Source organism: Agrobacterium sp. ST15.16.055 (assembly GCF_027956555.1).
GTDB classification, from domain to species: Bacteria; Pseudomonadota; Alphaproteobacteria; order Rhizobiales; family Rhizobiaceae; genus Agrobacterium; species Agrobacterium salinitolerans.
In genome coordinates, this window is the sequence record NZ_JAQKGN010000012.1 from 129871 (window position 1) to 145868 (window position 15998).

At 58.1% G+C, this 15998-nt stretch carries 12 protein-coding genes, 1 pseudogene and 1 riboswitch; of the genes and pseudogenes, 8 read left to right on the top strand and 5 right to left on the bottom strand.

The window, feature by feature from the left end; translation table 11 throughout:
* The first annotated feature begins 4 nt into the window (after positions 1-4).
* From PL599_RS17155 to PL599_RS17180, 6 genes are all read left to right on the top strand, one after another.
* The gene (locus PL599_RS17155) at positions 5-1831 is read left to right on the top strand and encodes an ABC-F family ATP-binding cassette domain-containing protein (protein ID WP_269824811.1); all 1827 of its coding nucleotides are present in this window, start codon (positions 5-7) and stop codon (positions 1829-1831) included.
* 95 nt (positions 1832-1926) lie between these two features.
* Complete coding sequence (locus PL599_RS17160) at positions 1927-2319, top strand: VOC family protein (RefSeq protein ID WP_077985451.1); 393 nt, start codon at positions 1927-1929, stop codon at positions 2317-2319.
* A 45-nt stretch (positions 2320-2364) separates the two neighbouring features.
* Positions 2365-2475: riboswitch (TPP riboswitch) on the top strand.
* A 38-nt stretch (positions 2476-2513) separates the two neighbouring features.
* Complete coding sequence (thiB, locus tag PL599_RS17165; protein ID WP_269824812.1) at positions 2514-3527, top strand: thiamine ABC transporter substrate binding subunit; 1014 nt, start codon at positions 2514-2516, stop codon at positions 3525-3527.
* 19 nt (positions 3528-3546) lie between these two features.
* Positions 3547-5172, top strand: a complete 1626-nt coding sequence (gene thiP / locus PL599_RS17170; protein WP_269824813.1) for a thiamine/thiamine pyrophosphate ABC transporter permease ThiP — start codon at positions 3547-3549, stop codon at positions 5170-5172.
* Positions 5169-5885, top strand: a complete 717-nt coding sequence (locus tag PL599_RS17175) for a thiamine ABC transporter ATP-binding protein (RefSeq protein WP_269824814.1) — start codon at positions 5169-5171, stop codon at positions 5883-5885. The genes thiP and PL599_RS17175 overlap by 4 nt, the downstream gene beginning before the upstream one ends.
* A gap of 307 nt (positions 5886-6192) precedes the next feature.
* A complete protein-coding gene (locus PL599_RS17180) occupies positions 6193-7653 on the top strand; it encodes a M48 family metalloprotease (RefSeq protein ID WP_236760878.1) in 1461 nt (486 codons plus the stop codon).
* A 52-nt stretch (positions 7654-7705) separates the two neighbouring features.
* Here the strand turns inward: PL599_RS17180 and leuC are convergent, their stop codons facing one another.
* Positions 7706-9115 (bottom strand): 3-isopropylmalate dehydratase large subunit, encoded by a 1410-nt coding sequence (gene leuC / locus PL599_RS17185; protein WP_269824815.1) that lies wholly within the window; start codon positions 9113-9115, stop codon positions 7706-7708.
* Between the two features lie 184 nt (positions 9116-9299).
* Here leuC and PL599_RS17190 point away from each other — a divergent pair, with 184 nt between their 5' ends.
* Together PL599_RS17190 and PL599_RS17195 are read left to right on the top strand one after the other, a co-directional pair.
* The gene (locus PL599_RS17190; RefSeq protein WP_191217267.1) at positions 9300-9485 is read left to right on the top strand and encodes a hypothetical protein; all 186 of its coding nucleotides are present in this window, start codon (positions 9300-9302) and stop codon (positions 9483-9485) included.
* Positions 9486-9539: 54 nt separating this feature from the next.
* Entirely contained in the window at positions 9540-10817 is a 1278-nt protein-coding gene (locus PL599_RS17195) for an MFS transporter (protein WP_269824816.1), read from the top strand.
* A 121-nt stretch (positions 10818-10938) separates the two neighbouring features.
* Here PL599_RS17195 and PL599_RS17200 read toward each other — a convergent pair whose 3' ends face one another.
* The 4 genes and pseudogenes from PL599_RS17200 to PL599_RS17215 all read right to left on the bottom strand — a co-directional run.
* Positions 10939-11880, bottom strand: a complete 942-nt coding sequence (locus PL599_RS17200) for a rhizobiocin (protein ID WP_077985459.1) — start codon at positions 11878-11880, stop codon at positions 10939-10941.
* Positions 11881-12061: 181 nt separating this feature from the next.
* A complete protein-coding gene (locus tag PL599_RS17205) occupies positions 12062-13375 on the bottom strand; it encodes an HlyD family type I secretion periplasmic adaptor subunit (protein WP_271359386.1) in 1314 nt (437 codons plus the stop codon).
* Positions 13368-15101 (bottom strand): type I secretion system permease/ATPase, encoded by a 1734-nt coding sequence (locus PL599_RS17210; RefSeq protein ID WP_077985461.1) that lies wholly within the window; start codon positions 15099-15101, stop codon positions 13368-13370. The genes PL599_RS17205 and PL599_RS17210 overlap by 8 nt, the downstream gene beginning before the upstream one ends.
* An 87-nt stretch (positions 15102-15188) precedes the next feature.
* Positions 15189-15998: pseudogene (locus tag PL599_RS17215) on the bottom strand (IS630 family transposase); the annotation flags it as partial.

Below are 15998 nucleotides of genomic sequence, written 5' to 3' on the forward strand. Positions count from 1 at the left end.
CGCCTTGGCACCCCCAATTTTGAAACTCGATGACATCAAGCTGACCTTCGGCGTGACCCCGCTGCTCGACGGCGCCAATCTCCAGGTGGAACCGGGCGATCGCATCTGCCTTGTCGGGCGCAACGGTTCCGGTAAGTCCACCCTGATGAAGATCGCCGCGGGTCTCGTCGAGGCGCAGTCGGGCGAGGTCTTCCGGCATCCGGCGGCCACCATCCGTTATCTGGAGCAGGCCCCGGATTTTGCCGGTTACGACACGGTTCAGGCCTATGCCGAAGCGGGGCTCGGCCCCGGTGACGATCACTATCGCGTCACCTATCTTCTCGAACATCTGGGCCTTACCGGACAGGAAAATCCGGAGAGCCTCTCAGGCGGCGAGGCGCGCCGCGCGGCACTTGCCCGCGTCATGGCGCCTGAGCCGGATATTTTGATGCTGGACGAGCCGACCAACCATCTCGATCTTCCCACCATCGAATGGCTTGAAAGCGAGCTGCAGCAGACGCGCAGTGCGCTGGTGCTGATCTCGCACGACCGACGCTTTCTGGAGAAGGTCTCGACCTCGACCGTGTGGCTCGATCGTGGCCAGTCCCGCCGTCTCAATCGTGGCTTTGCCCATTTCGAGGAATGGCGCGACAAGGTTCTGGAAGAGGAAGAGCTGGAGCAGCACAAGCTCGGCAAGGCCATCGAGCGCGAAGAACACTGGATGCGTTATGGCGTGACCGCAAGGCGTAAGCGCAACATGCGCCGCGTCGGCGAGCTTCAGGCGATGCGTGCGGAATATCGCGGCCACAAGGGGCCGCAGGGCACGGTGCAGGCGACCGTTACCGAAGGGCGTGAATCCGGCAAACTGGTCATCGAGGCCGAGGCCATCACCAAGGCTTACGGCGAGCGCGTGATCGTCGCGCCCTTTTCGCTGCGCGTCCATCGCGGCGATTGCATCGGCTTCGTCGGCCCGAACGGCGCCGGTAAAACCACGCTTCTGAAGATGCTCACCGGCCAGCTGGAGCCCGATAGCGGCACGGTGAAGCTTGGCACCAATCTGGAGATTGCGACGCTCGACCAGAAGCGCGAGGATCTCAATCCCAACGATACGCTCGCGCATTATCTGACCGATGGCCGCGGCGAAAATCTGCTGGTTAACGGCGAATTGAAGCATGTGACGGGCTATATGAAGGACTTTCTGTTCCAGCCGGAACAGGCCCGCACGCCGATCCGCAACCTGTCCGGTGGCGAGCGCGCGCGCCTTATTCTGGCGCGCATTCTGGCACGGCCGACCAATCTTCTGATCCTCGACGAGCCGACCAACGATCTCGATATCGAAACGCTCGATCTGCTGCAGGAAATCGTCGCCGGCTTCTCCGGCACGGTCATTCTCGTCAGCCACGACCGCGATTTTCTCGACCGTACCGTTACCTCCACCATCGCCCCTGTTAATCCCGACCAGCCTGACGGGCGCTGGATCGAATATGCCGGTGGCTATTCGGACATGATGGCGCAGCGCAAGGGGGCGTCGGACGATAAGCGCAAGGCTGAGAAGCAGGAAAAGGCGAAAGCGGCATCTTCCGCCTCGGCTTCACAGGAGCCTGTAAAGGCGAAGGGCAAGCTTTCCTTCAAGCAGAAATTCGCGCTCGAAAATCTGCCTAAGGAGATGGAGAAGGCGCAAAGCGAAATCGCAAAACGCGAGCAGCGCATGGCCGATCCGGAACTTTTCACAAAAGATCCGGAGGCTTTCAACACGCTGGCGCAGGAAATGTCGAAGCTGCGCGACAAGCTGGAAGTCATGGAAGAAGAATGGCTGGAACTGGAGATGCTTCGCGAGGAACTGGAGGGCTGAAGGCATCAGTCCTTCCTTTGCCGGTCCTCCTTCGGCCTTTGACAGAAAAGCAGAATTGCCGTTCTATGCCGGCGTTCGCTTGGAGGAGTTGAAAAATGCGCATGATTTTTGTCAATCTGCCGGTCAAGAACATCGAGACGTCAAGAAACTTCTTTACTGCTCTCGGTTTCAGCTTCAACCCGGAATATTCAGATGACCACACACTCTGCATGATCGTGGAAGAGAATATCTTCGTGATGCTTCTGCAGGAGGGACGTTTCCGCGATTTCATCAACGGCGACATTGCCGATGCGACGCGAACCACCGAGGTTCTGACCTGTCTTTCCGCCGGAAGCAGGGAGGAAATCGACCGGATGATCGCCACGGCGCTCGCCTCCGGCGGTGGCAGCTGGAAGCCCGTGCAGGATCATGGCTTCATGTATGCCGGCAGCTTTCAGGACCCCGACGGACATGTGTGGGAACTGGTGCATATGACGGAACAGGGCTGACCTCGGCCATCTTGCCAATCACGGACGGCGGGATTACACCATCATCTTGATCTAACGGGGTGTCTTTTGCGCTTGGGTGTAAAAGGCTGAGAGGCTTGCCAACCCGAAGAACCTGATCCGGTTCATACCGGCGGAGGGATTAGACGGCTTTAACGCAGACGGCTATTTCCCTATCGTTTTTTGAGGAGATACCCGTGCGCCGTCGTCTTTTCCTGAATTCCCTCGTTGCCGCCTCGCTGTTTCTGCCCGGTCTTGCCATTGCACAGGATAGACAGGAACTGACCGTCTACACCTATGAGAGTTTCGTTTCCGAATGGGGTCCCGGCCCCAAGGTGAAGGAGGCCTTCGAGAAGGTTTGTAACTGCACGATCAATTTCGTCGGCGTGGCCGATGGCGTGGCGCTGCTCAATCGTCTGAAGCTTGAAGGGGCGGGGTCCAAGGCGGATGTCGTCGTCGGTCTCGACACCAATCTTGTCGCGGAAGCAAAACAGACCGGTCTGTTCGATGTCAGCGGCATCGATGCATCGGCGGCCAAAGTGCCGGGCGGTTATACGGACGATGTTTTCATTCCCTATGATTACGGTCATTTCGCTGTCATCTATGATACGCAGACGGTGAAAAGCCCGCCGATGAGCCTGAAAGACCTCGTGGAAGGCGACCCCTCGCAGAAAATCGTCATTCAGGATCCGCGCACCTCCACGCCGGGGCTCGGCCTGCTGCTATGGGTGAAATCGGTTTACGGCGACAAGGCCCGGGAGGCTTGGGAAAAGTTCAGGAAGCGCATTCTCACCGTCACGCCGGGCTGGTCGGAATCCTATGGCCTCTTCACCAAGGGTGAGGTGCCGATGGTGCTCTCCTACACCACCTCGCCCGCCTATCACATGGTCGCTGAAAAAACGGATCGTTATCAGGCCGCCGCCTTTTCCGAAGGACATTACATCCAGATCGAGGTTTCCGGTCTCCTCAAAAACGCGCCGCACAAGGAACTGGCAAAGCAGTTCCTCGCTTTCACGCTAACATCCGGTTTTCAGGATGCCATTCCGGAAAACAACTGGATGATGCCGGTCGCGGCGACCTCTAAGCCTTTGCCGGAGGCGTTTTCCAAACTCGTGGTGCCGCAGAAGACTTTCCTGATGGATCCGGAAGAGGTAGCGAGGAACCGCAAGGCATGGATCGATGAATGGCTTGCCGCCATGAGCATGAATTGAGGAAGGGGCACACCCGCGCATGATGCCGTGTCGCGATTACCGACGGTCGATCATTTTCGGAACGGCGGCTTTTGCTGCCGTTTTCCTGTTCATGGCGCTCGCGGTTGCGGCTCTCCTGTCTTTTGATGCCGGCGCGCCCGCTGCCGGCATCATGGATGCCTATACGCTGCGCATCCTGCGTTTCACGCTTTATCAGGCAACGCTCTCCACCCTTCTTTCCCTTTTTCTCGGCCTGCCGGTGGCACTGGCGCTTTGCCGTCGGCGCGAGTTTCCAGGAAGAATCTGGATCGTCAGACTGATGGCGGTGCCGATGGGTCTGCCTGTGATCGTCGGCGCTTTCGGTATCATCACCATCTGGGGCAGGCAGGGCGTTTTGAATTCGGCCCTTGTTTTTGCCGGGGCGGATGAGCCGTTCAGCATTTACGGTCTTTCCGGCATTCTTATTGCCCATGTGTTTTTCAATCTGCCGCTTTCGGTGCGGCTGATGCTGGCCGGGCTGGAGCGTATTCCGGGCGAATATTGGCGCATGGCGGCGAGCCTCGGTATGGGTCCGGTTTCGATTTTCCGTTTTATCGAATGGCCGGCGGTCGCGCGTCTCATCCCCGGTATTGCCGGGCTTGTCTTCATGCTGTGCGCCACCAGCTTCACGCTCGTTCTTCTTTTGGGCGGTGGGCCGGCGGCAACGACGCTGGAGGTGGCGATCTATCAGGCGCTGCGGTTCGATTTCGATCCGCAGCGGGCGATTGCGCTTTCGGTTTTGCAGATTGCCCTCACCGCAATTCTACTCGGCCTTCTTGCCTTTTTGCCGTCGCCCGAAGCGGAGATTCCCTCGCTTGGTCGTTCCCTTCGCCGTTTCGATGGAAAAGGCGTCGGCGCTCGCCTTTGGGATGGCGTGGCAATCGTGTTCACTGTTCTGCTGATCGGCCTGCCGCTTGCCGCCATCGCTGTTTCGGGTTTGAGGGCCGATCTGCCGCGCCTTCTGTCCGCGCCGATTTTCCTGCGCGCGGCGGTGGCCAGTCTTGCAATTGCCGCACTGTCTGCAGCCCTTGTTGTGCTCTGCTGCATGGCGATCATCGGCGCGCGACAGGCGATAGGCTCCAGACGGCAGGCGGGGCAACCCCTGCGCTTCCTCTCCGCCATGCTGGGGGCGGGGTCTTCGCTGGTGCTTTTGGTGCCGCCTGTCGTATTGGGAAGCGGGTGGTTTCTGTTATTGCGGGTTTTCGGCGATGTCAGCTTCTATGCGCCGGGCCTCGTGGCGCTCATCAATATGCTGATGGCTTTGCCGCTTGCCATGCGGGTGCTGGAACCGGCTTTCACCAGTCATTTTTTGCGCACCGGCCGGCTTTCCGCCAGTCTCGGGCTTCAGGGCTTGACGCGGCTGCGGTTCGCCGATCTTCCGGTTCTGTGGCGGCCGCTGGCCATGGCGTTTTCCTTCGCCATGGCCCTGTCTCTCGGCGATTTAGGTGCGGTTGCCCTGTTCGGGTCGGAAAGTTTCGTCACCCTGCCATGGCTGGTTTACAGCAGCATGGGCAGCTATCGTACCAATGACGCCGCCGGTTATGCCTTCCTTCTCGGTATCGTCTGCCTGCTGCTTGCCGCAGGCGGTGTTGCGCGGCAATCCCCATCTGCAAGGGCGAGCATATGACCGGCGAAGATTTTGCCGTTGAACTCAACAAGGTCAGGCTGCGGCTTGGAACGCAGGATCTCGACCTCGATTGCACATTCCCGCAGAGCCGGATAACCGCTGTCGTTGGCGCGTCCGGTTCTGGCAAGTCGACGCTTCTCAACCTCGTCGCAGGCTTCGAGGTGCCGGATTCCGGCCGCGTGATGATCGGCGGGCAGGACATGGCGGCGCTCGATCCTTCGGAGAGACCGGTCTCATCGATCTTCCAGGATAATAATCTTTTCGCCCATCTCGATATCTTCACCAATGTCGCTCTCGGTGTCAGCCCCGGGCTGAAATTACGTTTGGAAGACCGGGAACGGATTGAGATGGCCCTCGTCCGCGTCGGTCTTGCGGGTTTCGACAAACGTTTGCCGGGCACGCTTTCCGGCGGAGAAAGGCAGAGGGCGGCGCTGGCGCGCGCGCTGGTCAGAAAAAAACCGGTCATGCTGCTCGACGAGCCCTTTGCCGCACTCGATCCGGGACTGCGGGCGGGTATGGCCTCCCTGCTTCTCGACTTGCATGGAGAAACAAAAAACACGGTGATTATTGTCACCCACCATCCTGACGACATAAAGAAGCTGGCGCAGCAGGTGGTTTTTCTTGATCGCGGCCGGGTTGTCTATGTCGGCTCTACCGCAGATTTCTTCGCCACACAAAATGTGAAGGCGGTGGACAGTTTTCTGAACGGGTGATCGCCTTATTTTCGACGTGTGCCGCTGGCAATCGATTTAGATGACTTCAATGGCGCTAATTTGCACTTGCCAGTTTCAAGTTGTTGCCCGAGAAAAGATGGGAATTATTGCGTTCTTCAGGAATAATCCGGACTTGATGGATCGTTTTTACCGTTTCGGCATTCATCGCCCGTTGGGGCGAATCTGTTATTCTGGTCTGCAATTAACGGATGATCAGGAACGTTAGGGGCAGGCATAGAGAATGAGAAATAGCATGACCGCAGAGGGGAGGCTCTTCTCCCGTTCAGGCCTTCGCCGTTCGGGCAGGATGGTTGCCGCCTGTTCCGTGCTGACGGCGTCTGCCGTGTTCCTGTCGTCGTGTCAGTCTCTCTTCAGCCCGGCATACCAGTCCACCTTGCGGCCGTCGGATAATCCGCAAACGGTCGAACAAGTGCAGAAGAATGATCCGCGCGCCCAGATGGGTGCACGGGAACATCCGCGCATCGTGGCAAGTTATGGCGGCGAATATCGTGACGCCAAGACGGAGCGGCTTGTCGCCCGCATCGCCGGTGCTCTGACGGCTGTTTCGGAAAACCCGCAACAGTCCTACCGCATCACTATCCTTAACTCGCCGGCCATCAACGCCTTTGCGCTGCCGGGCGGATATCTTTACGTGACGCGCGGACTGCTAGCGCTTGCCAACGATGCTTCGGAAGTGGCCGCCGTGCTTTCGCATGAAATGGGCCATGTCACCGCCAATCACGGCATCGAACGCCAGCGCCGCGAAGAGGCGGAGGTGATTGCCAGCCGCGTGGTTGCCGAAGTGCTGTCGAGCGATCTTGCTGGCAAGCAGGCGCTTGCGCGCGGCAAGCTGCGGCTCGCGGCCTTTTCGCGCCAGCAGGAATTGCAGGCGGATGTGATCGGCGTGCGCATGCTGGGCGAGGCCGGTTACGACCCCTTTGCCTCGCCGCGTTTTCTGGATTCCATGGCGGCCTATGCGCGCTTCTCCTCGGCCGACCCTGAAAACGACCAGAGCCTCGACTTTCTTTCCAGCCACCCCAACACGCCGCAGCGCATCGAGCTTGCGCGGCGTCATGCACGCGCCTTCGGCCAGGACGGCCAGGTCGGGGATCGTGGTCGCGACTGGTTTCTGGATGGCATAGACGGCCTGCTTTATGGCGACAGCCCGCAGGAGGGTTATGTCCGCGGCCAGACATTCCTGCACGGAACGCTTGGCATTCGTTTCGATGTGCCGGAAGGTTTCGTCATCGACAACAAGGTCGAGGCTGTTCTGGCGACGGGACCGGGCGATATGGCGATCCGTTTCGACGGCGTCGCCGATCCGAAACAGACGAGCCTTGCCAATTATCTGACCAGCGGCTGGGTTGCCGGCCTGTTGCCGGAAACCGTCAAGGAAACGAAGATCAACGGTCTGGAGGCTGCGACAGCCCGGGCAAGTGCGGATAAATGGGACTTTGACGTGACCGTCATTCGTGTCGGCCAGCAGATATTCCGTTTCCTGACGGCCGTGCCGAAGGGCAATACCCAGCTCGATTCTATCGCCAACATATTGCGCACCAGCTTCCGCAAGATGACGCCGCAGGAAATTGCCTCGCTGAAGCCGCTGAGGGTGCGGGTGGTGACTGTGAAGCCCGGTGAAACCGTGGCGACGATGGCGGCGCGGATGATGGGAACCGACCGGAAGCTCGACATGTTCCGCATGATCAATGCCATGAGCGCCACGGCGACGCTGCAGCCCGGCCAGCGTGTGAAGATTATTTCCGAATAAACAAAAACCCCGGATCGCTCCGGGGTTTGCTGTTCAAGCCATCATGCGGCAATCATTGCCACTCACGCACGTCGACGAAATGACCGGCGATCGCCGCCGCTGCCGCCATAGCTGGCGAGACGAGGTGAGTGCGGCTCTTATAGCCCTGACGGCCCTCGAAATTGCGGTTCGAGGTGGAGGCGCAGCGTTCGCCGGGTTTCAGGCGGTCATCATTCATGGCAAGGCACATGGAGCAGCCCGGTTCGCGCCATTCGAAACCGGCTTCGAGGAAAATCTTGTCCAGACCTTCCTGTTCCGCCTGTTCCTTCACGAGACCGGAGCCCGGCACGATCATGGCCGAAACGGTGGGAGCGACTTTACGGCCGTCAACGATCTTCGCCGCCGCGCGCAAATCCTCGATGCGGCCATTGGTGCAGGAGCCGATGAAGACGCGGTCGATGGCGATATCGGTGATGCGCGTACCGGGCTTCAGGCCCATATACTCAAGCGCACGCCACTTGGAGGCGCGCTTGTTTTCTTCCTCGATGTCATCGGGATTGGGAACAATGCCTTCAACGGAGGTCACATCTTCCGGAGACGAACCCCAGGAGACGATGGGCGGCAGGTTGGCCGCATCCAGCACCACGACCTTGTCGTAATGAGCGCCTTCGTCGGATTTCAGCGTTTTCCAATAGGCGATGGCCTGTTCCAGCGTTTCACCCTTCGGCGAGCGCGGCTTGTCCTTGATGTAATCGAAGGTGGTTTCATCCGGTGCGATAAGGCCCGCACGCGCGCCGCCCTCAATGGTCATGTTACAGACCGTCATGCGGCCTTCCATGGAGAGCGAGCGGATCGCCTCGCCGGCAAATTCGATCACGTGGCCGGTGCCACCCGCCGTGCCGATCTCGCCGATAATGGCGAGGATGATGTCCTTGGCGGTAACGCCATCAGGAACTTTACCGTCGACACGCACCAGCATGTTCTTGGCTTTCTTCTGGATCAGCGTCTGCGTCGCCAGAACATGCTCCACTTCCGAGGTGCCGATGCCATGCGCCAGTGCGCCAAAGGCGCCGTGGGTCGAGGTGTGGCTGTCGCCGCAGACGATCGTCATGCCGGGCAGGGTGAAACCTTGTTCGGGGCCGACGATATGGACAATGCCCTGGCGCTTGTCGCGCTCGGAATAATATTCGACGCCGAAATCCTTGGCGTTCTGCGCAAGCGCTTCCACCTGAATGCGGCTTTCCTCGTTCTTGATGCCTTCCAGCCTGTCGGCCGTGGTCGGAACGTTGTGGTCCACAACGGCCAGCGTGCGGGTAGGCGAATGCACGGGGCGACCGGCCATGCGCAGGCCTTCGAAGGCCTGCGGGCTCGTCACCTCATGGACGAGGTGACGGTCGATGTAGAGAAGACAGGTTCCGTCTGGGTCGCGATTGACGACGTGGTCGTCCCAGATCTTGTCATATAAGGTGCGGGGTGCGCTCATGGCTCTATGCCTTGTCATGGAAAAGTGTAACCAGGGTTCAGAATGGCGTGGACAGCGGTGCTGTCAGGCGAGCCTAAGTCGGCTGGTGAGCGCCCCGGAAACACGCGCAAAGAACCGTGCCGGCAGACGCTTGTGGTCCTGCAGCACATAAACATTCTGCGCGAGACATCCGAATTTAGATCCCATGGCAGCCTTCATAGCAGATCGCCGGTTTAACGGCAACATGAATGCGCAGAGCACGGGACGCGACGGCTTGGCATTTTCCATGTGCGCTGCATCATTGCTGAATGGCCTCAACAGTCTTGTCTTGCAGGGGATCTTCAATGGTTATGATGCAATGCAACTTGCCTATTTTGCGGCGCACATATAGATGGGTTCCCTTATCATTTGCGTTTCGACGAGAAATCGAAGGGAGGGAAAGCATATGGTATCCGAAAAAGCCCTTATCTCGAAGATCACCTGGCGGCTGATGCCGTTTCTTGGCCTTCTCTATCTCATTGCCTATATCGACCGCCAGAATGTCAGCTTCGCAAAGCTGCAGATGGTCGATGCGCTGAGCCTTAGCGAATATGCCTACGGCCTTGGCGCATCGCTGTTCTTCATCGGTTACTTCATCTTCGAAGTGCCGAGCAACTTGTTCCTCAACCGTTTCGGCGCCAGCAAATGGTTTGCCCGCATTCTGGTTTCCTGGGGCGCCGTCACCATCGCGCTTGCCTACACGCAGAACGCCACGATGTTCTACATCCTGCGCTTCCTGCTCGGACTCTGCGAGGCGGGCTTCTTCCCGGGTGTATTGTTCCTGATGACGCTCTGGTTCCCGCGCGATTATCGCGGCCGTATGATCGGCCTGTTCATGATTTTCAGCGCGCTTGCCAATGCCATCGGCGCGCCGCTCGGCGGCATGCTGCTCGATCTGGATGGTTTCCTCGGCTATGCCGGATGGGAATGGGTGTTTCTCGCGACCGGTATTCCGGCGGTGATCGCGGGTATCGTCACCTTCTTTTATCTGGACGATACACCCGAAAAGGCGAAGTTCCTGAGCCGGGATGAGAAGGACTGGTTGAAGAACCGGCTGGCCCAAGAGAACAAGGGCATGGAAGAGCATGCAGAGGATGGCTTCAAGGCGCTGGTCAATCCGCGCGTTCTGTTCATGGCGCTCTGCTATGTCGGATTCCCGCTGGCCGCTTATGGTCTCAGCTACTGGCTTCCGACCATCGTGAAGAGCTTCGGCGTTTCCAACACCGCCAATGGCTTCATCAACATCATCCCCTGGGTGATTGTTGCCGTTGCCCTGTTCGTCGTGCCTTTGGCAGCCGACAAGGCAAAGAACAAGACGCCCTATATCGTCGCCCCCGCCTTCATCGGCGCCTTTTGCCTGTTGATGTCGGCCTTGCTCAATGACCCGGTGCTGCAGTTCGCCTTCCTCTGCATCGCCGCTGCCGGCATCTTTGCCGGCCAGCCGGTGTTCTGGAGCCTGCCCGGCCGCTTCCTCAAGGGAGCAGGTGCGGCCGCCGGCATCGCCGCGATCAATTCCGTCGGCAATCTGGGTGGCTTCGTGGCGCAGAACGTGGTGCCCTGGATCAAGGATGAGACCGGCAGCACCATTGCGCCGATGTTCTTCCTTGCCTTTTGCCTGGCGCTAGCAGGCGTGCTGGTCATCATCGCAACGCGCAGAATGGGCAATCAGGTCAAAGCGGCCTGATTTTGGAATATTGCGACATCTGAAGCGGTTGCCGATCGCCGCATATGCAAAAAATCGTGGCCCGGATGTCTCCGGGCCACGATCATTTTAAGCGGCAGATAATGAATTCTCTTCGAGAGAATTACGCGGTGAACCAGTCGCTACCGGTCAGGTGGACACCGGCGACAACGATCTTTTCGCCCTTGTGCTCGCCAGTGACGTTGTAGGTGAGGATGGTGTCGTTATCGATCGTCGACACCGCCCAGTTGTCGAGTACCGTACCGACCAGCTTGAGCTTGTCCATGGCCGTGTTGAAGCCTTCGATAGTGTCGGTCGCAAAGCTCTTGGCCATGTCGCCGAGATTGAAGACGAAGGTATCGGCGCCACCGCTTGCCTTTATGTGGTCGATGCCCTTACCGCCGGTTACCAGCGAGGAGGCGAGGTTTACGCCACTCAGGTCGATAGAGTCGTTGCCTGCGCCGGCGTCGATCTTGACGGAGGTGAAGCTGCCGTCGGTGACGCCAGCGCCACCGTTCACGACATTGGTACCGGCAGCAACGCCGCCATCGAATGCCGTGCCCGCCTTGACCACGATGGTGTCGTTGCCGGCGCCCGTGTCGATGTTGAAGGCGTTTACCCAAGCCTTGTCGTTCGAAATGACAGAGACGGTGACAGTGTCATTGCCTTCGCCGGTCGAGATGTTGCCACGCTTGGCATTGAGAACTTCAACGTTGGACGAACCGGTGCCGCCGAGATGAACATCGACCTGAACGAAATCCTTGAAGATAAGGTTTTCAGAAGTGTCGGACTGGGCGAGAGCGTTTTTTACCGAATTCCATGCCGAAGACACGTCAAATTTGAAGCTGTTAGAGCTGGGATCATAGCCGACATCGACCGTGCCGCCCGCGCCGGTGCCGGGAACGGATACCGCGCCGACATTGACCACGCCGGAGTCGAGCGAAGAACCGTTTTTGACCTGTGCTGTGGATTCGGTTAGGAGCTTATAAGCTTCCTGATCGACCAGATTGGTGAGCGAAGAGACCGAAGCAGCGCCACCATTACCAAAAGTTACTTTTAACGCCATTTTACACTCCCATAAATTTTTGAGAAATCGATGAATTGAAATTAAATTTGTAATAAATATTGCGGGTAATATTTAATACGTAAAAAATGATAATACAATATAAGAAATTGTTTTTTTGAATAAAGTGCGTCTTTAGCGTGTTGCGAAAATTCCTTTCGAAAAATTATGCAATGGAAACTGTTTATTCCTGTACGAAGGTCTTTTTGAGCCTGTCCTGGAACGGTTTTACAAAATAAGAAAGAACACTCCTTTCGCTGGTTTGTATGAATACTTCGGCCGGCATGCCGGGATATAGTTTCCCGCCGGGCAGATGACCCATTCCGGCCTTGTCGGGTTTGATACGCAGCGCGTAATAAGATGTGCCGGTCCGGGAATCCATCTGCAGGTCCGGGGCGACGACAGCAACTTGCGCGCTGAAATCCGGCGTCGTGCTTTGATTGAACGCCGTGAAACGAATGGTAACCGGCTGTCCGACGTAAATCTGATCGATGTCCCGTGGGGTTATATTGGCCTCGATGGCAAGCTCATCCTGCTCAGGCACCACCAGCATCAGCACTTCGCCCGGTTGAATGACACCGTTTATATTATGCACTGAAAGCTGGTAGACGCGGCCGGCGATCGGTGAGCGGATGTCAAGGCGATCCAGCTGATCGCGCGTTGCCGCCAGCCTCTCTTCATATTCCGCGACGGTCGCTTCGATCGATGTCAGATCTTTCGTGACTTCCGATTTCCGGTCTTCATCGAGCTGAAGCAATTGCAGGTCCAATTCGCTCAGCTTGCCCACCGTCTGTGCCCGGGCGGCGATGTATTGGCCCTGCTGGCCTTCGAGATTGGAAAGCTGGCGCTTGAGGAGATTGAGGCGCTGAAGCGTGACAAGCCCTTTTTTGAAGAGCTCGTCCGTCTTGGAAACATCTTCTTTGACGATGGTAAGCTCATTGTCCGTTGCCTGCACCTGCACCTCGAGGCCGCGAGCCTCGTCGGCGAGCTGATCCTTGCGAGTTGCCAGCTGCTTCTTCATGCCGATCAAGGCGTTGCGACGGCTGTTGAAGAGGTTCTGTTCGCTGTCGATAAAGGTTTTGGCCGCCTTGGAACTCGTCAGGGCCGCCAGATCTTCCTGCACGGTGAAAGACGTCGCCTCGGCAATTTCCGCACGCAGACGAGCCCGTCGCGTGTAAAGTTGCGCAAGCGTATTTTCAACGATCGAGAGGTTCGCCTGCACGACGGTCGCGCTCAGCCGCAACAGGATCTGACCGGCTTCTACCCTGTCACCTTCGGCGACATTTATCTCGCTGACGATGCCACCGGAAAGATGCTGGATCTTTTTGGAATTGCCTTCAACGACGACCCGGCCAGTGGCGACCACCGCACCGGCAAGCTTTGCAAAAGCAGCCCACCCGCCCAATCCGACCAACAGGCCGAGCGCCAGAACGACCACCGCGGTCGAGTGTTTGAGAATGGAGGCATTTGTCCTGCCGGTTTTTTCCGTCTCAACCATTTTCGCTCACCCGGTTTTCAATCTTGCGCGTCTCTTCCTCCTCAGGCACCTGGCGGATATTCTGCCGCAGTATTTGCGCGAGCACCTCCTCCTTCGTGCCAAAACGCAGCATCCGACCGTTGCTCATCACCATCACCAGATTGACGCTTTCAATCGCGCTGGGGCGATGGGCAATCACGACGACGATGCCGCCGCGCGCCCTGATGTCGCCAATGGCGTTGCGCAGGGCCGCTTCGCCTTCGCTGTCCAGATTGGAGTTCGGCTCATCGAGAAGAACGAAAAAAGGCTCGCCAAACAGGGCGCGGGCAAGGCCGATGCGCTGTTTTTGTCCGCCCGATAAAGCCTCGCCACGGTCGCCAATATAGGTATCGTAACCGTTGGGCAGGTTCAGGATCAGCTCATGCACCTGTGCGGCCTTGGCCGCGGCGACAACCGCTTCCGCTGTCGCATCGCGGTCGAAGCGCGCAATATTCTGCGCCACAGTCCCGGGCATCAGCTCCACCTGCTGGGGCATGTAGCCGACGGATTTGCCGAGAAACTCGAAATCCCACTGGTTGAGCGCGGCCCCATCGAAGCGGACGGAACCGCGTTCATAGGGCCAGATGCCGGTCATCAAGCGTGCCAACGTGGATTTGCCGGAGGCGCTTGGGCCGATGATGCCGAGACCATCGCCCGCGTTCAGCGTGAAGGAAATATCGGCAACCGTATCGCGCGCGCCGTTTGGCGGTCCACCGGTTACACGGTCAACCGCTACGGTATATTGCGGGCGGGGCAGGGAGAGCGGCGGCGAGGGTTCGGGCACCAGTTCCAGGAACTCGTTGACGCGTTTCCAGCCCTGTCTTGCGGTCATGAAGCTGCGCCAGTTCGCAATCGCATGTTCGACAGGGCCGAGCGCCTTTGCGGAGAGGATCGACCCTGCGATGATACTGCCCGCCGATGCATTGCCGTCGATGACAAGAACGGCGCCGATCGCCATGACGCCGGATTGCAGCAACAGTCGGAATGTTCGCGACATGGCGCCGAGCATGCCGGCCGTATCGGATGTCGACAGGGTGACGGCGCGATATCTGGAATGTAGCTCGTCCCACATGGATGTCACCGCCCCCATCATGCCCATGGTCTTGATGGATTCAATGTTGCGCTGGCTGCTGCCGACGAGGACGTTTCTTTGGCCTCGTGCAGTATAAGCCTGTTTTGTCGCCCTTTCGGTCAACCAATTAGTCAGAAGCGTCAGTACGATAAGAACCAAGGCGCCGCCGAGCACAGCAAACCCGATCCATGGATGCAGGGCGAAACAGATCAGCAGATAGATGGGCAGCCAGGGAATATCGAAAAAAGCCGCCGGACCTGGCCCGGAGAGAAACTGGCGGATCTGATCGAGATCGCCGACGATCTGCAGCCCATCGATCTTCCCCGAGGCAAGGAGCGGGGCAGTGATTGACGCCCTGAAAAGCTTCTGATTGAGCGCGTCGTCCATATTGTCCGAGATGCGCGCCAATATGCGTCCTCGCAGCGCGTCGAACCCCATCAGAAACGCGTAGAGAACGATCAGGAGAACGACCAGCGCCACAAGGGATGGAATGCTCTTGCTTGGCAAAATGCGGTCGTAAACTTCCAGCATGAAAAGCGAGCCGGAAAGATTAAGAACATTCATCAACGCGCTGGCGAGACCAACGGCGAAAAAAGCGGACTTATTTTTTGTTAAAAAAGAATTAAATAAAAACATAATAACACCTGAAACGGCTAGAAAATTGCACAATAAATGCAATTAGGCAATGCTGTTCGAAGATTGGCTAATACGGCTCCTCACTGATCAGAACCCATTTGCCCATTCTCTTCGTCCGATGGACATGATGCGCCATGGCTGGCTTTCAAGCTTGCGCCAGGCGTCGCAGCAGTGCGCGACGATGTCGTCGTAGGATTTGAAGATGCGGTTCGACAGCCAGTTCTCGCGCATGAAGAGCCAGAGGTTTTCAACCGGGTTCAGCTCTGGCGACTTCGACGGCAGGGGCAGGATCGAGATGTTGCCGGGGATGACGAGATTATTGGACATGTGCCATCCCGCCTGGTCCATGATGAGGATGGCATGCGCACCATCGGCCACGTGCCGTGAGATTTCAGCCAGATGCTGCGTCATCGCGTAGGTGTCGCACCAAGGCATGACCAACGCCGCCGCTTTGCCCTGCTTGGGGCAGATGGCACCGAAGATGTAGGCCGAGCGGGTTCGCTGGTCGTGTGGTGCAGATGGCCTTGATCCCCGCTTTGCCCAGCGGCGGGTGATCTTGTTCTTTTGACCAATCCGGGCTTCATCCTGATACCAAATCTCTATTCGCTTTCCTTGAGCGGCCCCGCCTGCGATTTCTGCCACTGCGGCGGGGAAGTTTTTTTAAAATCCTCAATGGCTTGAGGGTCCTGAGCATGATGCTTGGGGCGGGCAGCGAGCTTGCGGTAACCCATGGCACGGACCTCCCGGCTGAGCGTCTGTTCGCTCACCGAGACACGGAACTCCTCCCACAGCCATTGGGCCAGGTCGCATAAACGCCAGCGCACGACACCGTCGAGATACGGCGTCGGTCCCCGTTCGATGGCCTTTGTCAGGGCCGCCCGCTGAACATCGTTCAGC